This window comes from Cytobacillus gottheilii, assembly GCF_900166665.1.
GTDB classification, from domain to species: Bacteria; Bacillota; Bacilli; order Bacillales; family Cytobacillaceae; genus Cytobacillus; species Cytobacillus gottheilii_A.
This window is the reverse complement of the sequence record NZ_LT800494.1, coordinates 1,738,818-1,760,801: the sequence shown is the minus strand read 5'-3', so window position 1 is coordinate 1,760,801 and position 21,984 is coordinate 1,738,818. Positions and strand designations below refer to the sequence as shown.

Here is a 21,984-nt window from a genome sequence, read left to right as displayed (position 1 = left end):
AAAATCCTTCAGCATTCAGCAGAAGGATCTTTCATGACAAACTCATTAATGTGTCTCATCCCTCTGTCCCGGTCCATATGGATCTAGGCAGAACTATTTTTTGTATAAGGTCTTGTTCCATTATTAATACTAGCTTTCCCGTATGAAGGCAGAAACATCTTAAGAAACAAGCCTATTATCTAACAAACTTACGGTGCAGTTCAGCATGGATACTGCCCATCAAAAGTATAGCAATATGTAAAAGTTTTGGCTAGAATTTTTATTCCCTGATTGCACAGCAGTACAACCGCTGATATTTCTGCTGTGCAGATTTTATGATGAGAACTGAAAATGCCAGGAAATGATCCCTCCTGGCATTTTATAGTTCAATATCCGCGGAATAGATGTGATGCTGTTCTCCGGTTTCGTCTTCAATTAAAAGGACGCCTTCTTCGGTTATGCCGAGCGCTTTCCCATGGATAGTCTCAGAAATCGAACGGGCGGTTACTGTTTTGCCGATTGTGATCGCGTAGCTTTCCCATAAGAGCTTAATAGGAGCAAATCCTTTATCTAAGTAGAGTAAATACAGTTTTTCAAGGTGATATAAAACATGCTGAAGAATGTGGGCCCTGTCCAGCTCCCTGCCTGCTTCAATGCTCATTGATGTAGCAATGGACTGCAATTCTTCCGGATAATCTTCAAGCTTCTGATTTACATTGATGCCAATACCGATAATGACAGCCTGGATTCGGTCTGCATCAGCCTGGAGCTCTGTTAAAATACCCGTAACCTTTTTTCCATTTAAAAGGATATCATTTGGCCACTTGATGGACGGATGAAGGCCAGCCTCCTCCATAGCCTGTACAATTGCCACTGCAGTGAGCAAAGTAAGCTGCGGCGCTTTTTGTGGCGGGATATTCGGCCGCAAGATCAGACTCATCCAAATACCAGTATATTTAGGAGAATGCCAGCTGCGGTCCATTCTGCCTCTTCCTGCTACCTGCTCTTCCGCAATCACAATTGTGCCTTCTGGTGCCCCTTCCAACACATGGCGAGATGCGATTCTTTGGGTAGAGTCGACGCTTTCCTCATAGTGAATATTTTTTCCAAGTATGGCTGTTCGAAGGCCAAATCTGATCTCATCTGCTCCAAAGTGTTTTGGCGCTTTAATGATGCGGTATCCTTTTCGCTTCACAGCCTCAAGAATAAAACCTTCTTTTCTTAATTCTTCAATATGCTTCCACACGGCTGTTCTTGAACAATTTAGCACATCGGCCAAATGCTGGCCGGATACAAACTCATCGCCGCTTTGGGTAAAAGCATCCAGCATTTTCATTCGGAGCTCTGATTGCATTTCATAAGCCACTCCTTTATTGAATCCTTGTCATTAGGCAGTTTTTTTTGAATAATGGCTTCTTCAATGCTTTGCAAGTCTGTCTTAAGCCATGCTCCTGCCTGCTTGTTTAACCACTGCATCAAATCGTTTCCAGAAACCAGAAGTTCGTTTTTACTTTTCATCGGCAAAGCTTGATATTGATCAATAACTTCTTCTAGATGTGTCTGTGCCGGACTTCCGGTTAAAATATTAAAGAGTTTCTCGACGCTAATTGCTGTTTGATAGCCGCAATGATAGAGATTTAACGGCTGCCATGCTGATTGAAGCCGTACATCCAGCCAGCTTAGGATCGATAGAATGGTTTTAATTCTTTTGCCTGGCAGCCGCCAGCTTTTTAAAAACAATTGTGCTTCTCGAGCATCCTGTTTAAGAAGATGCAAAAGTAAGGCCCATCTTTCTTCAATATGTAATGCTGCCTTCTCAATCACTGCAAATTGAATAAGCTGCTGCATATATGGCTGCAAACCAGGCAAATAGTGAAATAAGCCACTTTCAGCCAACACTCTAATGCCTCCATTGATATTTGCCCCAGAAAGCAGTTTTTCAAATTCAGCGAGTTTTCTCTCTACTGCAATATGCTCTAATAAATGCACATTTCTGATTAGTGCATCCATCGTATCCTCGCTGATTTCAAAAGAAAGCTGGCTATGAAAGCGAACTGCCCGCATCATACGCAAAGCATCTTCTTTAAAGCGCTCTTCTGCATTACCTACTGTTTGTATAACGTTTCTATGAATATCGTCAACTCCATGAAAAGGATCAATCAATGCCCCTTTTGCATCCATTGCGATCGCATTCATGGTAAAATCACGGCGGCCCAGATCTTCATTAAGACTGCGGATAAAAAAAACCTCCGAAGGTCTTCTAAAATCTTTGTATTCAGCCTCTGCACGAAAGGTTGTTATTTCATAGGGAATTCCCTCATGCAAGACAGCCACTGTTCCGTGCTCAAGTCCAATATCAATGGTTTTAGAGAAAATCCCTTTAATCTCTTCTGGCAGTGCTGATGTGGCAATATCAACATCAGCAATCGTTTTGCCAAGAATATCATCTCTGACCGACCCGCCAACAAAGTATGCTTCAAAGCCTGCTTCCTCTATTTTTACTAAGAGAGATTTTGCCTTTTGAAACTCAGGATTCATGCTTCTCATCCCCAGTTAGAATTGTTGTATATATATGTTCATATTGTTCTACGATCATTTCTGCACTAAAGTTCTGCTCCACATGAGCAATGGCATTTCGAGCAAATTCAACCTGTTTTTCTCCATTGCTTAAAAGCTCAATCGCTCTTCTTGCAACAGAATCAATATCGCCCAATTCACAAATATAGCCTGTTTTCTCATCCGCGATAACCTCTGGCAAGCCGCCGATATTGGTTACTATACAGGGAACTCCGCAAGCCATCGCTTCCAGTGCTACTAGTCCAAAGCTCTCTTTTTCTGATAAAAGCAGCATCAGGTCGCTAATAGAATATAATTCTTCAACATTATCCTGCTTCCCTAAGAATATAACCTTATCTGAGAGTTCAAGTTTCTTGACTAATTTACAAATCGTTGTCATTTCTGGTCCATCACCAACGAGCAATAGCTTTGCGGGAATTTTCTCCGCAATTTTGCTAAATGCCCCCACAACATCAGGAACTCGTTTCACTCCACGAAAATTTGAAACATGAATGATGACTTTTTCATTTTCTGCTATGCCAAATTCCTTGCNTTCTCCGGTTTCGTCTTCAATTAAAAGGACGCCTTCTTCGGTTATGCCGAGCGCTTTCCCATGGATAGTCTCAGAAATCGAACGGGCGGTTACTGTTTTGCCGATTGTGATCGCGTAGCTTTCCCATAAGAGCTTAATAGGAGCAAATCCTTTATCTAAGTAGAGTAAATACAGTTTTTCAAGGTGATATAAAACATGCTGAAGAATGTGGGCCCTGTCCAGCTCCCTGCCTGCTTCAATGCTCATTGATGTAGCAATGGACTGCAATTCTTCCGGATAATCTTCAAGCTTCTGATTTACATTGATGCCAATACCGATAATGACAGCCTGGATTCGGTCTGCATCAGCCTGGAGCTCTGTTAAAATACCCGTAACCTTTTTTCCATTTAAAAGGATATCATTTGGCCACTTGATGGACGGATGAAGGCCAGCCTCCTCCATAGCCTGTACAATTGCCACTGCAGTGAGCAAAGTAAGCTGCGGCGCTTTTTGTGGCGGGATATTCGGCCGCAAGATCAGACTCATCCAAATACCAGTATATTTAGGAGAATGCCAGCTGCGGTCCATTCTGCCTCTTCCTGCTACCTGCTCTTCCGCAATCACAATTGTGCCTTCTGGTGCCCCTTCCAACACATGGCGAGATGCGATTCTTTGGGTAGAGTCGACGCTTTCCTCATAGTGAATATTTTTTCCAAGTATGGCTGTTCGAAGGCCAAATCTGATCTCATCTGCTCCAAAGTGTTTTGGCGCTTTAATGATGCGGTATCCTTTTCGCTTCACAGCCTCAAGAATAAAACCTTCTTTTCTTAATTCTTCAATATGCTTCCACACGGCTGTTCTTGAACAATTTAGCACATCGGCCAAATGCTGGCCGGATACAAACTCATCGCCGCTTTGGGTAAAAGCATCCAGCATTTTCATTCGGAGCTCTGATTGCATTTCATAAGCCACTCCTTTATTGAATCCTTGTCATTAGGCAGTTTTTTTTGAATAATGGCTTCTTCAATGCTTTGCAAGTCTGTCTTAAGCCATGCTCCTGCCTGCTTGTTTAACCACTGCATCAAATCGTTTCCAGAAACCAGAAGTTCGTTTTTACTTTTCATCGGCAAAGCTTGATATTGATCAATAACTTCTTCTAGATGTGTCTGTGCCGGACTTCCGGTTAAAATATTAAAGAGTTTCTCGACGCTAATTGCTGTTTGATAGCCGCAATGATAGAGATTTAACGGCTGCCATGCTGATTGAAGCCGTACATCCAGCCAGCTTAGGATCGATAGAATGGTTTTAATTCTTTTGCCTGGCAGCCGCCAGCTTTTTAAAAACAATTGTGCTTCTCGAGCATCCTGTTTAAGAAGATGCAAAAGTAAGGCCCATCTTTCTTCAATATGTAATGCTGCCTTCTCAATCACTGCAAATTGAATAAGCTGCTGCATATATGGCTGCAAACCAGGCAAATAGTGAAATAAGCCACTTTCAGCCAACACTCTAATGCCTCCATTGATATTTGCCCCAGAAAGCAGTTTTTCAAATTCAGCGAGTTTTCTCTCTACTGCAATATGCTCTAATAAATGCACATTTCTGATTAGTGCATCCATCGTATCCTCGCTGATTTCAAAAGAAAGCTGGCTATGAAAGCGAACTGCCCGCATCATACGCAAAGCATCTTCTTTAAAGCGCTCTTCTGCATTACCTACTGTTTGTATAACGTTTCTATGAATATCGTCAACTCCATGAAAAGGATCAATCAATGCCCCTTTTGCATCCATTGCGATCGCATTCATGGTAAAATCACGGCGGCCCAGATCTTCATTAAGACTGCGGATAAAAAAAACCTCCGAAGGTCTTCTAAAATCTTTGTATTCAGCCTCTGCACGAAAGGTTGTTATTTCATAGGGAATTCCCTCATGCAAGACAGCCACTGTTCCGTGCTCAAGTCCAATATCAATGGTTTTAGAGAAAATCCCTTTAATCTCTTCTGGCAGTGCTGATGTGGCAATATCAACATCAGCAATCGTTTTGCCAAGAATATCATCTCTGACCGACCCGCCAACAAAGTATGCTTCAAAGCCTGCTTCCTCTATTTTTACTAAGAGAGATTTTGCCTTTTGAAACTCAGGATTCATGCTTCTCATCCCCAGTTAGAATTGTTGTATATATATGTTCATATTGTTCTACGATCATTTCTGCACTAAAGTTCTGCTCCACATGAGCAATGGCATTTCGAGCAAATTCAACCTGTTTTTCTCCATTGCTTAAAAGCTCAATCGCTCTTCTTGCAACAGAATCAATATCGCCCAATTCACAAATATAGCCTGTTTTCTCATCCGCGATAACCTCTGGCAAGCCGCCGATATTGGTTACTATACAGGGAACTCCGCAAGCCATCGCTTCCAGTGCTACTAGTCCAAAGCTCTCTTTTTCTGATAAAAGCAGCATCAGGTCGCTAATAGAATATAATTCTTCAACATTATCCTGCTTCCCTAAGAATATAACCTTATCTGAGAGTTCAAGTTTCTTGACTAATTTACAAATCGTTGTCATTTCTGGTCCATCACCAACGAGCAATAGCTTTGCGGGAATTTTCTCCGCAATTTTGCTAAATGCCCCCACAACATCAGGAACTCGTTTCACTCCACGAAAATTTGAAACATGAATGATGACTTTTTCATTTTCTGCTATGCCAAATTCCTTGCGGAGATGGGTGGATTCAATTTTTTTATAAACTCGTTTATCAATAAAGTTGTAAACCGCTTCTATTGGTTTATCTGGTTTAATTAAATCATAGGTTTGTGCAATAAGCGCGTTTGAAACGGCGGTTACAGCATCCGATTTTTCAATTCCAAACTTTATTGCATCAGTCAGGGATGGGTCGTATCCAAGCACTGTTATATCTGTTCCATGGAGGGTTGTAACTATTTTGACATCACGACCGCTCATTTGCTTTGCTAAAATGGCGCAAACAGCATGGGGGATTGCATAGTGAACATGCAATAAATCAAGCTGTTCCCGTTTAATCACCTCCGCCATCTTGCTGGCTAATGCAATGTCATACGGAGCGTATTGGAAAACAGAATATTGATTTACTTCTACTTGATGATAAAAGATGTTATGATACATTTTTTTTAAACGAAAAGGCAGACTTGAGGAGATAAAATGAATTTCATGACCTCGTTCTGCCAGCATTTTTCCGAGTTCAGTGGCGACGACCCCTGAACCGCCTACTGTCGGATAACATGTAATGCCTATTTTTAATTTTTTCATGCCTAATCTCCAAATAAATCAGAATTGATGACAAGCGGCTTTTTTGTTATAAAGCCTTCCGCATATAACACACCAGCCTGTGTGCCGTTCAGCTTTTCGCGCGCTTGAATCATCTCTATATACCCATTTACAAGCGGGGTATCAACAGTATGTTCATCTTTAATAAATTGACTTCTATAAGCGTTTAAGCTGGCCACTTTTTTATCCATATAATCAGAAACATCAATAATAAAGTCAGGTTTTGCTGTGCTGTTAATCAAATAATAGTAAACGTCTTTTACTTTATGAGCTTCACCGGCACCCTCGTATTTTCGAATGCCTGCTGAGAAGACAGCTTCATCCACTAACCGTGCGCAATTGCCATGATCCGGATGACGATCTTCCCAAAAAGGAGCGAATACCGTTTTCGGCTTATACTTTCGGATCAATTCTACAATTACATTGATATAATCCGATGTTAAAAATAAGCCTCTGTCTGGAAGTGCCAGTGTTTCTCTAGCTGATACACCAAGAATCTCGGCCGCTTTCTTCGCTTCTTTTTGCCTCATCTCCACAGTTCCGTTTGAAGACAGCTCTGCCTTTGTTAAATCACATATGATAATTTTTTTGCCTTGATGCGCATATTTTGCTATAGCTGCACCCATGCCGATTTCTACATCATCGGCATGGGCGCCAAAAGCTAATATATCAATAGGATGGTCTTTCATCTTACTCACCCTTATCTCCATTGGCAATTGAACGCCAAGCAAGATCTCCTCTATCCAATCCTTTAATCAGCATTTCAGCAGTTCCCATATTTGTTGCGAGCGGCACAGCATAAACATCACAAAGACGCAGCAGTGCCGTTACATCTGGCTCATGAGGCTGAGCTGTTAAAGGATCACGGAAAAATAACACCATGTCCATTTTGTTATTGGCAATCATAGCGCCAATTTCCTGATCGCCGCCAAGCGGACCAGATTGAAAGCGATGAACATTCAGACCTGTTTCATCCATGATTCGCTGTCCTGTTGTGCCTGTTGCAAATAAAGTATGACCTGATAAACTCCCCTTATAGGCAGTTGCAAAACGCATCATATCATTTTTCTTTTTATCATGTGCGATCAAAGCAATATTCATCTAAATCCTCCACCTTAATCAATTATATTTTCTAAGCCATATACTAGCGTATCTATTTTCACAACTGTATCAACTGCAAGCTTTACACCAGACATGAAAGAAGCGCGATTATAGGAATCATGACGGAGCGTTAATGTCTGTCCGTCTGCACCAAACATAACCTGCTGATGAGCAATTAATCCCGGAAGCCGGACAGAGTGAATATGCATGCCATCAAAGTTCGCACCTCTTGCACCTGCAATCGTCTCTTTTTCCTCAGGATGTCCTTGCTGTTTTGCGTTTCTCACCTCTGCAATCATTTCAGCCGTTTTCACAGCAGTTCCAGATGGAGCATCAAGTTTTTGGTCATGATGCAGTTCAATAATTTCAACATCTTGAAAATATTTGCCTGCCATTTGTGAAAACTTCATCATCAGGACGGCACCTAAAGCAAAATTAGGGGCAATGATGCAGCCAATTCCTTTATCATGACATAATTCTTCCAGCTCCTGCAGCTGTTCTTTAGTGAACCCCGTCGTTCCCACTACAGGTCTTACACCATTTTCTAGCGCGGTTTTTGTATGCAGCATCCCCACTTCAGGGGTAGTTAAATCGATTAACACATCTGGACGCATTTCTTGCATCAGCAGCTGCACATCTGAAAATACAGGAACTTCCAATCCGGAAAATCCTTCGAAATCACTTAATAAACCGCCGCCGTTTTTATGATCCAAAACAGCCGTAAGTTCATAGCCTACTGTTTCTTTAACAAGCAGAACAGCTTCTCTGCCCATGCGACCGCGCGGGCCTGCAATTGCAATCTTCAAATTCGTCATTTTATTGTTCTCCTTCTTCAATTCTTGTCCAGCGGTCTTTATCTCGCGTATTAAATTTATGCATAACTCTGTCATGAGCATCTTGTAAATCAATATGTAAGGAGTTTGCCATGCAAATGAGAACAAAAAGCACATCTCCCATTTCTTCTTCTATCGCTTTTTCATCTTCACTATTCTTTTTTGGCTTTTCTCCATAATGATGATTAATTTCTCTTGCCAGCTCTCCCAGCTCTTCTGTTAACCGTGCCGTCATGGCAAGCGGACTGAAATAGCCTTCTTTAAATTGACTTATGTACGTATCTACTTCTTTTTGGAGCTCTTTCATTGTTTTATGTGTATTCATTGTTTTCACCACCAAACTGATATGTGACTGCACCCTTTCATGTTAGCTAAATACTCCAAGTTTTACAAACATTTTTGACGTTTTTCTGCTGAACCTCACAATGTTGCTCTTCCAATTTCTATCCTATATAATAATGTGAGCTAATTAAGGAAGTGGAGGGATTTTATGGTATTTGGTTTGAAACTTAAAAACATATTCTTTATATTGTTAGGTTCAGCGATCTTTTCCTTTGGAATTGTTCATTTTAATATGCAAAATAATTTAGCAGAAGGCGGCTTTACAGGTATTACTCTTCTTCTCTATTTCTTATGGGAGTGGGATCCATCTTATACAAATTTAATCTTGAATATTCCGCTCTTTTTTATCGGCTGGAAGCTTCTTGGACGAAGTGTATTTCTCTATACCATAATTGGAACTTTTAGTGTTTCCATTTTTCTATGGATATTTCAGCGCTATCAGATTAATATGCCGCTTAAAGATGACCTTACCTTAGCTGCCCTTTTTGCAGGTGTTTTTATCGGGGTTGGCCTTGGAATCATTTTTCGCTATGGAGGGACAACAGGCGGAGTTGATATAATTGCAAGACTTGCCAATAAATATGCCGGCATAAGTATGGGAAAAGCCATGTTTATGTTTGATGCCGTTGTTATTGCATTATCATTAATATTCTATTTAACATATCAAGAAGCCATGTATACCCTTGTCGCCGTCTTTATTGGTGCAAGAGTGATAGACTTTATGCAAGAAGGCGCCTATGCAGCAAGAGGAGCCATGATCATTTCTGAAAACACCGATCAAATAGCAGAGAAAATTATGAAAGAAATGGATCGTGGAGCGACCGTATTACGAGGCTATGGACCTTACACAAAGAAGGAAAAAGAAGTATTATACTGTGTTGTTGCACGAAATGAGATCGTCAAACTGAAAAGCGTAATTAATTCAATTGATCCGCATGCCTTTGTATCAGTTACCGTTGTGCATGATGTGCTTGGCGAAGGATTTACCTTGGATGAAAACAAGAAGCCGATTGAGAGATAAATACCTGCCTATTTCCCCTTCTTCTTGGAAGGGGCTTTTTAAATCAGACAAAACATATGGAAATTTCAACTTTTGTAGACTTCATTAAGAAGGCTATATTTTTATATGAAAAAATCTAGAAGGAAACATGTGGAAGGAACAAATTCATATGCCTCCACAACTTAAAAAAAGAGTTTATTGGTGCTAAGCTTTATTGAGAGAAAGCAAAATCCATTAATTATCGGAACTTCATCAACAGGAAAAACGCATCTGGAACGGTTTTAGGCGAAAAATGTTTGAAACAAAATACGAAGTAGTAGGATTTTACCGTGTTTCAAATCCAGTGACTCTCATTAATATTCATATCTAACAATCCCATCAATGATCACCTCCTTTCAAATAAAATATAGTAGTAAAAAACAGTAAGTCATTATATTATTAGGAATAATTAGATATACAATAATTGTCAACTATTTAGGGGGGTCCAAATGAAAAAATTTTTCTATCTTATTTTATTCCTATTAATTTGTTCCGCATGTAGCAATAATAGCGAAGTAAATAGAATAGAAAAGATAACAAATGAAAATTCACTAGAAATGTATAGTACTCCTGATGAATCAGTTACATTTAGAATATACAACCAAGGTAATTTTACATCACAAAAATTAAAACAGCTGCAGGATGAACTATTTTCTAGTTATGAAAAATTAAATAATTTAATGGATATAAACTATGAACATCCAGATACAATAAATATATATCTATATAATGGAATGGGGCGATCCAGTTCAACAAAGACGGATATTATATTATACGATTTTGATAGAAATTTACATGCATTAACTCATGAACTACACACATTTTGTTTGGCGTTGGCGACAAATCCTCCTACGAATATGGTGCACTTACTCAAGAAGGGTTAGCGGTATATACACAAAATCAATTTGGACAACCCTCTTTTCCTAACTTAGATATACCAGTTCACAATTTTATGAAGTACTTTATTGAACTTGATAAAATTTTACCAATGGGAAATCTTGTTGACAGAGAGATGACTCAAAAATTAGTATTTTCTTCAAGTAAAACACCCGGTAATGAGGCAACTGTTTGGATGTCCTATATTCAAGCAGGTTCATTTGTTACATATTTAATTGATGAATATGGTTTAGATAAATTTGCAGAAATTTATAATCAACCTGATTTGGAACAAAAGTTAGAACAAATTTATAATAAGGATTTGAAAAACCTTGAAGAAGAATGGTTAGTATATATTAATAAAAACTACAAAGCACCTTCACAGGAAAAAATAAACAGCCAATTACAATACTATAACGATGCGATTGAGCAGATTGATAATTCCATTTTCATACCAGCAGACTGAGAATGGTAATAAAAAATACCAGGTCACCACTGACCTGGTATTTTGAGTTCTTATTCTGAACGCTGCATGCCCGTATAAATGAGAATCAAGCGCAATAGTTCCAGCACTGCCACTGCAGCTGCAGCCACATATGTAAGCGCTGCGGCATTTAACACTTTCTTTGTTTCACGTTCTTCATCATTGCGGATGACACCTAGTGAAACGACTTGATCCATGGCACGATTGGAGGCGTTAAACTCGACTGGCAGGGTAACAACTTGAAATAATACAGCCCCGGCCATAAAGAGAATCCCCAGCAGCACAAAACCGCTGGCTCCTGCAAAGAATCCAATCATAATTAAGATCCATGAAAAGTTCGAACCTATATTTGCTACCGGAACAAGCGTATGGCGCAATCTTAAAAACGAATAACTCTCTGCGTCCTGAATAGCATGACCCACTTCATGAGCCGCAATGGCTGCCGCAGCTACTGAATGGCCATGGAAATTGCCTGAAGATAGTCTAACCGCTTTCGATCGTGGATCATAGTGATCTGTAAGATGCCCGCGCACCTCTGTGACGGTAACATCGTATAATCCGTTCGCATCCAAAATTCTTCTTGCGACCTCTGCACCTGTCATATGGGATGAGGATGCTACTTTTGAATACTTATTGTAAGCTCCTTTTACCTTAAACTGTGCCCAGATCGGAATAATGATAATTATGGCAAAGTATATCAAGTATCCTCCCATAAAAACCCCTCCTGTTATTTCTTCTTGTTGTCTATTTTCCCCTTATGGACTCTTATGGAAACATGGAAACGACATTAACTCTCTTGCTTTTTTGTTTTTTTCTTGTCACCGTTATATTTTCTCCAGCCAACATAGGATAATGTAAGAATAATGATACTGCCCGTCGAAATGATGACCCACCATAGGGATGGATCGGCTTCATCTTCTGTCATATCCTCAAAAATGGATTGCAAGTCGGCTTCTAATACTTCCAGCTGCTCATTCGGTTGACCTGATGATATAACATTTGCGCGATATTGGTCAATATATTGAATTTGTGTATCAACATTTTGCACTCGTTCTGGAGAAATATCCAATTTTATACTTGGATACACAACATGATATAAATTTAAAAACGAATTATAGCTTATATGAAATTTCTCAGTATCTCCATTTTCAGCTGCTTCTTTTACATCTTTAAAGACAGTTAAAATCGGTGATTCCATTTCTGTCCACATGGGCTGCGATGCTGATGTAACTGTATCCATAACAAGCCGGAATTTTGTTAAACTGTTCACTCTATCTGTATAGTTCATCTCTGTGCTGACAGCCGCCTGCATGGCTTCATGATGTGTTGCCGTAACTGCCCTTAGCTCTGCTGATGTAAACGGACGCTCATTCCCAGTTGCATATACATATTGCTCAGAAAAATAGTCCAGCAGCCTTTTGGCATCATCATATCGCTTCAGCTTCATCATTTGAAGTGCTTCGTCTGATATCTCATTTAATTTATCAACAGGTGAACTGCTTTCTGCATACACCGAAAACGGCATAAGAATTAAAAATAATATGCTGAATAAAATAAATAGTCGTTTCTTCATACCTTGTCCCTCCTCGAATTCCTATTAAAAAATGTATGAGAAAATGGACAAGGGTAGAACATGAAAAATGATTGGGGAACAATCCATCATGAGAAAAGCAAATGACAACCACTCCATGATCCTTGCATTTTGCATTGTGCTGAGCATTCTGCGAGGTTCATTTATTCACTCATCCCTTAAGGGCGTCTCGCAATCAGTTATTTAAACGAAGTATTAGAAAAAACCAAAGAACGTTATAAACAACATTCTTTGGCTATATTTTTTCCTATTTACAGCAGCATTAACTCCCGCCCTGCGGAATGATGACAGGGTTAACATCCCCTTGGCCACTGCTGCCGCCATTAAAATATTGGGGAACCTTTCCTGGATAAAATAGATCTCCAACCTTTACGGAGTTTTCCATTACAATATCTCGTTCAACAAGCGGAATAATAACCTTCATTTGGACTTGAACCTTCACATAAACTTCCAAGTATGTATTGTTTATGCCTGTTTCAAGAATTTTCGTCTCGACATTTGACATTGAGTGGCCTAAGAGCTCAAATTTAATAGGAACTTTCGGCCCAAGATTCGAGAATAAGGTTTGCTTCGTCGCCATTCCCAGTGGAATTCGATAAATAATCCCCTTCTCTTTGTGCGAAGCCTCATAATCTATATAAGAATCATTCCGAAAGGCTTCAAACTGTTCTAGTTCTCCTTGTTCAACTAAATCTAAATATTCCTGCACCATTCTGTTTGTATCAGACATCACTTTATTGACAACCTGCTGATTAAAACTATATGGTGCATTTTCGGCATCGCCATGACGAACGATTAATTCGTTTACATCAATCGTTTCAGATAATTCCTTTGTAATCGCATCATTAATTGCTTGTGCAGAGAATTGCTTCGCTCTTGTTTCAGCAATTTCCATCAATACTGGTTCAATTTGTTCATCAATCATAATCAGGCCAAAAAAAGTAAGAAGGATAAAAAGGATAAACGAAATGAAGAATACATGCTTAGCTGGTAAAGGTCCTTTAAACAGTCCCTTCCTCTTTCTTCTGAACACATGAAACCCTCCCTTTGTACAATATATGATTGTACAAAGAAAATAAAACAAGTATCGTCTCTTATGTCCACAATTTCATTCACTCGTCTCCTAAAGCCATCCTTAATTACTGATAATATTTAATTGAAAGGATTTTTTCCGCAAACATAAGTAATAGGTTAGTGCTATACAGAAGATACTGAGCCAAAATGTAAAGTATCCGATTTCCGGTATGTATAAATCCAAGGTCGGATATCTTGGCAGCATAAAAAAGACATAATCAATTACGTCATTATGTAGTGTCCAAACTCCAGCAGCAACTAAGTGCCACGTTTTCAAACGATAAAAAGGAGCGTATAAGACCCCTTGAACTGCCATAGCACCATGTGAAAAAATCAGCATAAGAGCTGCAGGATGAATATCACCAGTGACTTGGAAGACAAGCAAATTCATGACCACCGCCCATACACCATATTTCACTAAGGTCACAATGGCAAGAGCCTCAAACAGCGGCCAATTTTTCCCCAGCAAAAAAGCAATAAGAACAAAAACAAAAAACAAACTGGCAGTAGGACTATCCGGAACAAACGGCAGAAAATGCAGCGGTGTTTCGACAAGCTGCCCTTTATACCATATATAACCGTAGACGGTTCCTGCTATATTAATTAATAAAAGCATGAACAGAATGGTACGGTTAGCGAAAAACGGGTATATCCACTTCATAACTTACCTCATCTCTACCTATATTTCTCTTTTATCATAAAGTATTCCATATACAACAGCAACATAAAGGGCTAAAACAGGCGGCAATCTCCGGACCATATAAAGAACCGGCAGTCTGCTAGACTTGCCGGTTCTTGTATTACATTATTCACTTTCAACGCTATCAATGAATTCGACGAGCTTATCAAGCTCTTCTTCAGTGCCTGCAAATAGACCGCCTGGCATTGCACCACGACCGTTTTGAATAACATCCTTAATTTCTTCAGGAGTTAATTCAACGTCGATTAATGCAGGACCGGCTGCACCTTGCAGCTCAGTGCCATGACATGACAAGCATGTGTTAGCTTCTAAAAGGGCATAACCTTCTGCAGTTGTATCAATCTCTGCTTCAGCTACGATCTTCCCTTGCTGTGCTGCAGCTTCCCAATCATGGTGAGCCACAGATTCCCATGTTAAGAATGTAATACCCGCTAAAGCTAATAACATAAATCCAGTCGCTAAAGGACGTTTTGACGGACGACGCTCAGGTCCCCTATCAATGAATGGAGCCAGCAATAGCGCTCCGAACGCCAAACCTGGAATAATGAATGCTCCAATCGCATTGTATGGACCAGATGCATACGTATATTTCAGTAATTGATATAAGAATAAGAAATACCAGTCTGGCAATGGAATATAGGCTGTATCACTCGGATCAGCTATTTTCTCTAATGGAGGCTGGTGTGCGATTGTTAAGCATAAGAACCCAATAAGGAATACTGCTCCAACCATCCACTCTTTTAAAAGGAAGTTTGGCCAGAATGCTTCTGTTTTCCCAGGATACTCCGAATAATCTTTTGGAATATTCGGCTTACGCTCAGCAGGAACACGTGAATCTCCTACGAATTTCATACCTTTTCCGCGATGCATTGGGTAATTCCCCTCCTTCGTTCATTATTTTAATTTTACAACGGTCCAGAAATACCCTGCTTTCGAATCATGATAAAGTGGGCCGCCATTAAAGCAAATAATGCAGCAGGCAAGAAGAACACATGGATTGCAAAGAATCTAGTAATTGTTTGCGCTCCAACAATATCTGCATCTCCTGCGATTAGAATTTTCAGGTATTCCCCGATCAGCGGTGTTGATTCAACAATTTGAATTGTTACCTTTGTAGCAAATAACGCTTTCATATCCCATGGTAATAAATATCCTGTTAAACCAAGTGCCAGCATAACGAAGAAAATAAGTACACCAACGACCCAGTTCAATTCACGAGGTTTTTTATAAGCGCCTTGGAAAAATACACGAAGCGTATGTAAGAACATCATGACAATAACTAAGCTAGCGCCCCAGTGATGCATTCCACGAACAATTTGTCCAAATGCTACGTGGTTCTGCAAATAATAAACGGATTCCCATGCATTTTGAATATCTGGGACATAATACATGGATAAAAACATACCGGATAATATTTGAATAACAGTTACGAAAAACGTCAGACCGCCAAAGCAATAGACAAACGCAGAAAAATGATGCGCTGGGTTAACATGCTCAGGTACTTCGTGGTCAGCGATATCCCGCCAGATTGGCGTAATATCTAAACGTTCATCTACCCAATCGTAAATCTTGTTTAACAATGATTACGCCCCCTTCGGTTCAGCTTTACCTAAATGCAAATAGCCGTCTACATCTTGAATCGGAAATACATCAAGTGGAGCAATCGGCGGAGTACCCTTCACGTTTGTACCATCCTTCGTATAAAGACCACCATGACAAGGACAATAGAAGTGATCCGGATTCGACTCGTCCGAATTCCAGTCAACTACACAGCCTAGATGTTTACAAACAGGAGATAAGGCCACAACTTCTCCATTTTCGTCCCTGTAAACCCAAGCAGATCCAGTAACTTCAGAAGTATACCATGCATCCACTTGTTCAAATGTGTAATCTACTCTTGTTGGTACTTCAGTGATTTCAGAAATCTTTTGTTTTGTTGGAATAAAATCGCTTTCACCCTTATGCTGCAAAACAGGATCCACAGCAAAGCGAACCATAGGCATTAACATACCCGCTGCCATGAAACCGCCTACACCAGTTAGAGTATAGTTTAGGAATTGACGTCTTGAAACACGATTTTTGCTCATACTTTTCCCCCCTCTATTATGAAGTTGAGTCCAACGGACATAATTCAACACAATATAAAACTAGGACATACCAATGATATATCAATCTTTATAGAAGGTCAATATAATCCTGTGCACAAAGATGGAAACAATGTGACTTATATTGCTTTCATTCATTATTTTGCCATTTCCGAACAAATAAATTCAAGAGCTGTTTCACTTGATCTTCCAAAATTTGATTTTTATATTTCTCATCCATCTGTTCTAACGGCAATGAAGGAAGCCAAATCAAGTTCCCTTCCAAGTTTTCTTCGTGTATTTTCCAGTTACTGTCACTTGTTACATAAAAAACATGCGAAAAGCCTTGTGATAATAATTCTGTTTCCCAGTGTTTTATATCACTGACAAGTTTATCTTCATTTGCATTCTTTAAATAGGAAAAACCAGGAAGCATTAATAACCTTCCTTTAAACTGTCTTTCTAATTGAATAGACAAAAGTGATATAAATTCTGTCATGCCTACAGACTGTTTAATATCATCTCCGAAGGATACAGGATACAAAGGCATGACAACCGTATCAATATACTGCCTTTCCTTTATAAACATTGTAATGTCTTCTGAGTTCCACTTCATCCAAATCCCCCCAATAAGATACTATTTTAGCCTATCATAACATGTCCTGGAAACGTCAACAATCATCCTATTCAGACAAAAGAAGGGTACGGCCGCCTTTATTGGGCTATGTACTCTCTTCACTGTAAGAAACCTTGCAAACTGACAGTCTAAAATGGTGAAGAATATAACAATGCATTTCTAACACCATCTTAATGAGCAAGCTGTCACGAATCTTCTTCTGTGCTGCTCTTTTAGATCTTCTGAAAATAAAAAATAAGTCTGCACACATGTGCAGACTCTTTTATATCACTTCTTCAATTTTTTTAATTGTGTTGTTAAGGATGCAAATGCTTCCTTGTCATTCCGATCTAAAGCATCATCAATAAGGGACAGCAGTTTTTCTTTTTGAAATTTCTCAATGCTCTCAGTAAGAAATCTTTCTGCAATAATCCGATCCTTATCGCTTATTTGCAGTTTTTTTGGCATGAATGGATTTTCTTCAAGTACAGCTGCATATTGATGCGCTTGGTTGGATGCATGGAAGTTCAATTGAATATAAATCTCTTCTTCTCTGTTTAGCCGGATATCATGAAACGATTTTTCTGCATCAGTTGTCATCACATTGCCTTTATAAAAGCGAAAAGGCGCTTCATCTACACAATGTGCTGACATGATTAAACCTCGCGGACAATATTGTGCCTGGTCCACAAAATGAACCTTCTCCATTAAACCATCATGACTCATCAGATAATTTAAAATCCAGACACATTCCCGTCTTTTCAGTTGATAATGATTCAAAAACCAGCGAATAAAATCTTTTTTTTCGTTGACAGATACAGGGGCCGTCAATGTGATTCCCTCCTCTGCTAACAGCCAGATTTTAGAACGATCCTTTACATGTATTCGTCTGTAATACGTTCCAATACATCCGCATACTCCCCATTTTCCGGATCGAGCTTTATTAATTGCTTAAAGATTTCTGCAGCTTCCTCCCTTTTTCCTTCTTCAATAAGAAAATAACCATAATCAGAAAGAAAATCCGGCTGCTGTTTAAAATAAGTATATGCATGCTTATATTTGTTTAATGCCTGTGAAAATTGTTCAAGATGCTGATAGGCTACGGCAGCATCCCATAAAATCTGCGGCTCTTCATTTTCAAACTGCTCCATTAAAGTGACAATCTCTAGCATATCTTCATATTGTTCCTGCTTTAAAAAAACTTTATTAAGTGTAAGAGCAGCTTCTGTATATTCAGGATCAAGAGCTAAAGCCTGCCTGAATAAATCAACAGCTTCCTCTTCTTTTCCAATTTTCAGCGCAAGCTTGCCTCCATAGAAAAATAACTCCTTATTAAACTCATCTTGAGTAATGCCTGTCTTAATACTATTATAGGCATTCTCCAGCTCTTCTTCACGCTCATAGCTTTTTGCAAGATGATAATAAAGAGAATGATACTCGTGATCCAGCTCTTTTAACTCATTGAATTTTTCAATCGCTGTACGGTTAAAACCTGCTTGCAGGGCTGTAAATGCATAGCTGAATAAAGTGTTAATTTCGAGTTTATGCTCTAACGCTTTTTCAAAGTATGGCAGTGCATCCTCAAAGGCTCCAGAAACGCTTAAAACGTCGGCAAGTCTTTCGTTTACATTTACCCCGGCTATCAGTTCATCTGTCTTCAAGACCTTCTGGTAAGCCGTGATTGCCTCAAGGAATTTGCCTTCTTCGGAAAATAATTCACCCAGCGCAAAATCTATGACTCTCTCCTCAGGCAAGATGGACTTGGCCTGTAATAACTTTTGTTCACTTACCTCGAATAAACCTTGCATTTGGTATAAATCAGCAAGGAGCAAAAGAGCTTGCGGGTAACTTGGATCATTGTGATCTATTTTCTCAAGAACAAGAATCGCTTCCTCTTCATTGCCAAGATCTATCTCTATTTCTGCCAGTAAAACGAGCAGCTCCCCCTCTTCAGGGTAGGCTTGTAATAAGCGTTCAAACAGTGCCTTCGCTTCTTCTAGAAATCCGAATTGCAGGAGTTCTTCCGCCAATACAAATCTTTCTTCATGGGATCCATCTTTTAAAATATCTTTATAATTAATAATTGCTTCTTCATGCTGACCGTTTTCTAATAGAGAAATGATTTGCTTAACTTTATCCATGTATTTATCCTTTCGCTCTCTAATCTCCAAATGTAAAATAAGAAGGAGTTTTAATAAGTATGTGTTCACCAAATCCGGGTCTGTATAAGACCTCGTCACCAGCACGGATAACCGTTCCTTTATGAACCGTAACCGCTAGTCTGTCTTTATGATAATCATTAAGCTCTAATTCTTCAATTTTTATGATTTCCCTGCCATGACTATAGAAATTATAAGATACTTCACTTCCTATCTGAATAGCTGCTTTTATTGGGTAGATGCCAATCTTGGCTAGTACACTTCTTGTTAGGGTTGTTTTCTCAGGCAGTTCTTCAGAAATAGCAGGAATCTTTTCACGCTTTATAATTTTTTTCCATGTTTTTAAAGCTAATGCCCGTTCGGCAGGATGCTCACACGTAATAACGGGAATCAGAGGGCTATTATAAGGGAACATTGATTCGCGAATCCACCCCCAAGGCAGATTGTTCAGCTCTTCAATATTGTCTATTTCTATAAATATAGCCGGAATCCTTTCCCGTTTCGATTTTAACAAAAAAGAAGGCGTTAATAATCTCATAGGAATACGCACTCCGATTATATAGTCAATCGGACTGTTAAGCAAATTTGTTTTTATGCGTTTTATATTGGCTTTTAAATCTTTTTCAAAGTGAACATAGACGGAGGTCAATATAACAGTTGCTCCTTTTAAAATATATTCCTCTGTAAAATAGCTCTTTTGATTAGAATACGAGCCCAGATTTGGAAATTGTGAATCATACATGACATGGATAGGGGTAAGCAAATAAGAATTGGCATCCATCCTCATATACTTATACCGTTGAAATGAGTTTTTCACCGTGGCAATCTTCCCTTTCTCAACAAGAAGAGAAGACTCCTTTATTGTTTCTCCGCTAACAATATTTGCATTTTCAATAATGTACGCCATCAAATCACCCTCTTAACGGTCTTAAGACAAGCTATGAAGGTGATCTTAAATTCATGACTAATTCTCTTTAAGTGCTAGTGATGCTCCTGAATTTGCAGAGGGGAATTTTTTTGCAAGTTTTTCCCTAATGCCGTTCTTAGAAGGGAAAACTGTCGAAATTGAAATCGATAACTTATGTTTCAATAAAGAAGCTGAGACAAAACGAAAATACTATTTCTAAAACATGAATATTTATAATCTTGATTTAGGTATTTAAACAGGTCCGTTCCACCTGCGCTGCGGGGTCTCACCCTTTCCTCTATTGCCCACAGGAGTCGAGGGTCCTCCGCTCCATTTCACTCCTGTTAATAAAATATATTTTATAATCATAAATAAAGAAACCGAATGATTAGAAAGATAACTTCCTAACCATTCGGTTCTATGAGTGTGTTAAATACTTATGTCCCAGCCTCATTAACATTTAAAAAAGCCTGAACGTCAGGGATCGTTACCCCTTGTTATCAGGCTGCTCTTTTTAAATCAAATCATTATTCCGCAATCAAACTGTGTAAGTGTTCAAAGAAATTCGGGTAAGAGACTGAAATCGCTTCTGCTTCTTCTAGATGAACCTCTTCATTGCTGATGGCAGCAGCGATAGCCAGCATCATTCCAATCCGGTGATCGCCGTGGCTTGATACTTTTCCGCCGGAAAGCTCTGACTTCCCTTCAACCACCATGCCATCATCCGTTGCAGTAATCTTCACACCCAATTTACGAAGTTCATTGACAACAGTATCTATGCGATTCGTTTCTTTTACCTTTAATTCCTCTGCATCTTTAATGATCGTCTGGCCCTCTGCTTGGCTCGCCAGAAGAGCGATGATCGGAATTTCATCAATAAGCCGAGGGATTAATGCACCATCAATCACAGTCCCTTTTAAAGCCGAAGTCTGAATGGTGAGATCTCCAGCTGGCTCCGCCTGCCCGTTTTCATATGGAGCCACTTGTAAATTTGCCCCCATAGCTGACAAAACATCGAGTATACCTGTACGTGTCGGATTTAAACCGACATTCTTCAAGGTAATTTTACTGTTTGGCACAATGGCGCCTGCTGCAAGGAAAAATGCTGCTGACGATATATCACCCGGAACATGGACGGTTGTTGCTTTTAACTCCTGACCGCCTTGCAGACTGACCTTTAAACCATCTACCTCCACTTTACCGCCAAATGCCATGATCATTTTCTCTGTATGATCTCTTGTTCTGGCTTGTTCGATAATTGTTGTCGTTCCTTCTGCCTGCAGGCCGGCAAATAGAAGTGCTGATTTTACTTGCGCACTTGCCATTGGCATTTCATATGTAATCCCCTGTAAAGAACCGCCCTTTAAAGAAATAGGTGTGAATTCGCCATTTTTTCTTCCTTGGATGCTTGCACCAAATTGCTGAAGCGGCTTTGTCACTCTTGTCATCGGTCTTTTTGCGATCGATTCATCGCCGATTAGAACAGAATGAAAACCTCTGCCGGCCAGTATCCCCATCATTAATCGAATGGTAGTGCCTGAATTGCCAACATGTAAAATGTCTTCTGGCTCTTTTAGACCATCAAAGCCCGATCCCTTAATGACCACCTCATCATCATGCAATTCTATTTGCACACCAAGCTTTTTAAAACAGGCAATCGTACTTAAACAATCGTCTCCTTGAAGAAAATTCGTAACTCTTGTTTCTCCTTTAGAGATTGCACCAAACATGATGGAGCGATGTGAAATTGATTTATCACCAGGCACTTCTACTATTCCTTTTAATCCAGGAATGTCATGAACAAGCTTCAT

At 39.5% G+C, this 21,984-nt stretch carries 24 protein-coding genes and 2 pseudogenes; 4 read left to right on the top strand and 22 right to left on the bottom strand.

Annotated features, from left to right (window positions below; genetic code table 11):
- Window positions 1-358: 358 nt before the first annotated feature.
- The 10 genes and pseudogenes from B7E07_RS08615 to B7E07_RS08575 form a co-directional block, all read right to left on the bottom strand.
- Complete coding sequence (locus tag B7E07_RS08615) at window positions 359-1,333, bottom strand: biotin--[acetyl-CoA-carboxylase] ligase (RefSeq protein ID WP_080845478.1); 975 nt, start codon at window positions 1,331-1,333, stop codon at window positions 359-361.
- The gene (locus tag B7E07_RS08610; protein ID WP_080845476.1) at window positions 1,312-2,517 is read right to left on the bottom strand and encodes a CCA tRNA nucleotidyltransferase; all 1,206 of its coding nucleotides are present in this window, start codon (window positions 2,515-2,517) and stop codon (window positions 1,312-1,314) included. Before B7E07_RS08610 ends, B7E07_RS08615 begins: the two co-directional genes overlap by 22 nt.
- Window positions 2,507-3,079, bottom strand: a pseudogene (locus B7E07_RS24420) (glycosyltransferase); the annotation flags it as partial. The gene B7E07_RS08610 and the pseudogene B7E07_RS24420, both read right to left, overlap by 11 nt.
- Before the next feature lie 12 nt (window positions 3,080-3,091).
- Window positions 3,092-4,027 (bottom strand): annotated as a pseudogene (locus B7E07_RS24415) (biotin--[acetyl-CoA-carboxylase] ligase); the annotation flags it as partial.
- Entirely contained in the window at window positions 4,006-5,211 is a 1,206-nt protein-coding gene (locus B7E07_RS08600) for a CCA tRNA nucleotidyltransferase (RefSeq protein WP_080845476.1), read from the bottom strand. The pseudogene B7E07_RS24415 and the gene B7E07_RS08600, both read right to left, overlap by 22 nt.
- Window positions 5,201-6,349, bottom strand: a complete 1,149-nt coding sequence (gene bshA, locus B7E07_RS08595) for an N-acetyl-alpha-D-glucosaminyl L-malate synthase BshA (RefSeq protein WP_080845475.1) — start codon at window positions 6,347-6,349, stop codon at window positions 5,201-5,203. The genes B7E07_RS08600 and bshA overlap by 11 nt, the downstream gene beginning before the upstream one ends.
- A 2-nt stretch (window positions 6,350-6,351) precedes the next feature.
- Complete coding sequence (bshB1, locus tag B7E07_RS08590) at window positions 6,352-7,056, bottom strand: bacillithiol biosynthesis deacetylase BshB1 (protein ID WP_080845474.1); 705 nt, start codon at window positions 7,054-7,056, stop codon at window positions 6,352-6,354.
- 1 nt (window position 7,057) lies between these two features.
- Window positions 7,058-7,468, bottom strand: a complete 411-nt coding sequence (locus B7E07_RS08585; RefSeq protein WP_080845473.1) for a methylglyoxal synthase — start codon at window positions 7,466-7,468, stop codon at window positions 7,058-7,060.
- Between the two features lie 14 nt (window positions 7,469-7,482).
- Complete coding sequence (gene dapB, locus B7E07_RS08580) at window positions 7,483-8,283, bottom strand: 4-hydroxy-tetrahydrodipicolinate reductase (RefSeq protein WP_080845472.1); 801 nt, start codon at window positions 8,281-8,283, stop codon at window positions 7,483-7,485.
- 1 nt (window position 8,284) lies between these two features.
- Window positions 8,285-8,626 carry a nucleotide pyrophosphohydrolase gene (locus B7E07_RS08575; RefSeq protein WP_080845471.1) on the bottom strand — a complete coding sequence of 114 codons (342 nt, stop codon included), beginning with the start codon at window positions 8,624-8,626 and terminating at the stop codon, window positions 8,285-8,287.
- 165 nt (window positions 8,627-8,791) lie between these two features.
- Here B7E07_RS08575 and B7E07_RS08570 point away from each other — a divergent pair, with 165 nt between their 5' ends.
- From B7E07_RS08570 to B7E07_RS08560, 4 genes are all read left to right on the top strand, one after another.
- Window positions 8,792-9,664, top strand: a complete 873-nt coding sequence (locus B7E07_RS08570) for a YitT family protein (RefSeq protein ID WP_080845470.1) — start codon at window positions 8,792-8,794, stop codon at window positions 9,662-9,664.
- 180 nt (window positions 9,665-9,844) lie between these two features.
- On the top strand, window positions 9,845-9,928 hold the full coding sequence (locus tag B7E07_RS25250; RefSeq protein WP_373886069.1) for a hypothetical protein: 84 nt from the start codon (window positions 9,845-9,847) through the stop codon (window positions 9,926-9,928).
- 203 nt (window positions 9,929-10,131) lie between these two features.
- A complete protein-coding gene (locus B7E07_RS08565) occupies window positions 10,132-10,566 on the top strand; it encodes a hypothetical protein (protein WP_080845469.1) in 435 nt (144 codons plus the stop codon).
- Window positions 10,506-11,024: a gluzincin family metallopeptidase gene (locus B7E07_RS08560; RefSeq protein ID WP_176215134.1), complete on the top strand. Its 519-nt coding sequence runs from the start codon at window positions 10,506-10,508 to the stop codon at window positions 11,022-11,024. The genes B7E07_RS08565 and B7E07_RS08560 overlap by 61 nt, the downstream gene beginning before the upstream one ends.
- Before the next feature lie 50 nt (window positions 11,025-11,074).
- Here B7E07_RS08560 and B7E07_RS08555 read toward each other — a convergent pair whose 3' ends face one another.
- From B7E07_RS08555 to aroA, 12 genes are all read right to left on the bottom strand, one after another.
- Complete coding sequence (locus tag B7E07_RS08555) at window positions 11,075-11,755, bottom strand: zinc metallopeptidase (protein WP_080845467.1); 681 nt, start codon at window positions 11,753-11,755, stop codon at window positions 11,075-11,077.
- 74 nt (window positions 11,756-11,829) lie between these two features.
- Window positions 11,830-12,615, bottom strand: a complete 786-nt coding sequence (ypjB, locus tag B7E07_RS08550) for a sporulation protein YpjB (protein WP_080845466.1) — start codon at window positions 12,613-12,615, stop codon at window positions 11,830-11,832.
- Window positions 12,616-12,895: 280 nt separating this feature from the next.
- Window positions 12,896-13,666 (bottom strand): sporulation protein YunB, encoded by a 771-nt coding sequence (yunB, locus tag B7E07_RS08545; RefSeq protein ID WP_176215133.1) that lies wholly within the window; start codon window positions 13,664-13,666, stop codon window positions 12,896-12,898.
- 102 nt (window positions 13,667-13,768) lie between these two features.
- Window positions 13,769-14,368, bottom strand: coding sequence for a lipoprotein heptaprenylglyceryl N-acetyltransferase LhaT (locus B7E07_RS08540; RefSeq protein ID WP_080845464.1), 600 nt, complete (start codon window positions 14,366-14,368; stop codon window positions 13,769-13,771).
- Window positions 14,369-14,512: 144 nt separating this feature from the next.
- Window positions 14,513-15,277 carry a menaquinol-cytochrome c reductase cytochrome b/c subunit gene (locus tag B7E07_RS08535; RefSeq protein WP_080845463.1) on the bottom strand — a complete coding sequence of 255 codons (765 nt, stop codon included), beginning with the start codon at window positions 15,275-15,277 and terminating at the stop codon, window positions 14,513-14,515.
- Window positions 15,278-15,312: 35 nt separating this feature from the next.
- Complete coding sequence (qcrB, locus tag B7E07_RS08530; RefSeq protein ID WP_066444203.1) at window positions 15,313-15,987, bottom strand: menaquinol-cytochrome c reductase cytochrome b subunit; 675 nt, start codon at window positions 15,985-15,987, stop codon at window positions 15,313-15,315.
- A gap of 3 nt (window positions 15,988-15,990) precedes the next feature.
- The gene (locus B7E07_RS08525; protein WP_080845462.1) at window positions 15,991-16,494 is read right to left on the bottom strand and encodes a QcrA and Rieske domain-containing protein; all 504 of its coding nucleotides are present in this window, start codon (window positions 16,492-16,494) and stop codon (window positions 15,991-15,993) included.
- 148 nt (window positions 16,495-16,642) lie between these two features.
- Window positions 16,643-17,107 (bottom strand): YpiF family protein, encoded by a 465-nt coding sequence (locus tag B7E07_RS08520; protein WP_080845461.1) that lies wholly within the window; start codon window positions 17,105-17,107, stop codon window positions 16,643-16,645.
- Window positions 17,108-17,395: 288 nt separating this feature from the next.
- On the bottom strand, window positions 17,396-17,938 hold the full coding sequence (locus tag B7E07_RS08515) for a ReoY family proteolytic degradation factor (RefSeq protein WP_080845460.1): 543 nt from the start codon (window positions 17,936-17,938) through the stop codon (window positions 17,396-17,398).
- Window positions 17,939-17,982: 44 nt separating this feature from the next.
- Window positions 17,983-19,248 (bottom strand): tetratricopeptide repeat protein, encoded by a 1,266-nt coding sequence (locus B7E07_RS08510; RefSeq protein ID WP_080845459.1) that lies wholly within the window; start codon window positions 19,246-19,248, stop codon window positions 17,983-17,985.
- Window positions 19,249-19,267: 19 nt separating this feature from the next.
- On the bottom strand, window positions 19,268-20,173 hold the full coding sequence (locus B7E07_RS08505) for a hypothetical protein (protein WP_080845458.1): 906 nt from the start codon (window positions 20,171-20,173) through the stop codon (window positions 19,268-19,270).
- Between the two features lie 527 nt (window positions 20,174-20,700).
- Window positions 20,701-21,984, bottom strand: a complete 1,284-nt coding sequence (gene aroA, locus B7E07_RS08500; protein WP_080845457.1) for a 3-phosphoshikimate 1-carboxyvinyltransferase — start codon at window positions 21,982-21,984, stop codon at window positions 20,701-20,703.

Bases quoted from the DNA above. Each gene is read 5' to 3' on its own strand.
- bshB1 (WP_080845474.1), bottom strand. From the start codon at position 7,056: ATGAAAGACCATCCTATTGATATATTAGCTTTTGGCGCCCATGCCGAT.
- dapB (WP_080845472.1), bottom strand. From the start codon at position 8,283: ATGACGAATTTGAAGATTGCAATTGCAGGCCCGCGCGGTCGCATGGGC.
- B7E07_RS08505 (WP_080845458.1), bottom strand. From the start codon at position 20,173: ATGGCGTACATTATTGAAAATGCAAATATTGTTAGCGGAGAAACAATA.
- B7E07_RS08600 (WP_080845476.1), bottom strand. From the start codon at position 5,211: ATGAATCCTGAGTTTCAAAAGGCAAAATCTCTCTTAGTAAAAATAGAG.
- B7E07_RS08525 (WP_080845462.1), bottom strand. From the start codon at position 16,494: ATGAGCAAAAATCGTGTTTCAAGACGTCAATTCCTAAACTATACTCTA.
- B7E07_RS08535 (WP_080845463.1), bottom strand. From the start codon at position 15,277: ATGCATCGCGGAAAAGGTATGAAATTCGTAGGAGATTCACGTGTTCCT.
- aroA (WP_080845457.1), bottom strand. From the start codon at position 21,984: ATGAAGCTTGTTCATGACATTCCTGGATTAAAAGGAATAGTAGAAGTG.
- ypjB (WP_080845466.1), bottom strand. From the start codon at position 12,615: ATGAAGAAACGACTATTTATTTTATTCAGCATATTATTTTTAATTCTT.
- B7E07_RS08565 (WP_080845469.1), top strand. From the start codon at position 10,132: ATGAAAAAATTTTTCTATCTTATTTTATTCCTATTAATTTGTTCCGCA.
- B7E07_RS08555 (WP_080845467.1), bottom strand. From the start codon at position 11,755: ATGGGAGGATACTTGATATACTTTGCCATAATTATCATTATTCCGATC.
- B7E07_RS08570 (WP_080845470.1), top strand. From the start codon at position 8,792: ATGGTATTTGGTTTGAAACTTAAAAACATATTCTTTATATTGTTAGGT.
- B7E07_RS08510 (WP_080845459.1), bottom strand. From the start codon at position 19,248: ATGGATAAAGTTAAGCAAATCATTTCTCTATTAGAAAACGGTCAGCAT.
- B7E07_RS08615 (WP_080845478.1), bottom strand. From the start codon at position 1,333: ATGCAATCAGAGCTCCGAATGAAAATGCTGGATGCTTTTACCCAAAGC.
- B7E07_RS08575 (WP_080845471.1), bottom strand. From the start codon at position 8,626: ATGAATACACATAAAACAATGAAAGAGCTCCAAAAAGAAGTAGATACG.
- B7E07_RS08585 (WP_080845473.1), bottom strand. From the start codon at position 7,468: ATGAATATTGCTTTGATCGCACATGATAAAAAGAAAAATGATATGATG.
- bshA (WP_080845475.1), bottom strand. From the start codon at position 6,349: ATGAAAAAATTAAAAATAGGCATTACATGTTATCCGACAGTAGGCGGT.
- B7E07_RS08610 (WP_080845476.1), bottom strand. From the start codon at position 2,517: ATGAATCCTGAGTTTCAAAAGGCAAAATCTCTCTTAGTAAAAATAGAG.
- B7E07_RS08540 (WP_080845464.1), bottom strand. From the start codon at position 14,368: ATGAAGTGGATATACCCGTTTTTCGCTAACCGTACCATTCTGTTCATG.
- B7E07_RS08520 (WP_080845461.1), bottom strand. From the start codon at position 17,107: ATGAAGTGGAACTCAGAAGACATTACAATGTTTATAAAGGAAAGGCAG.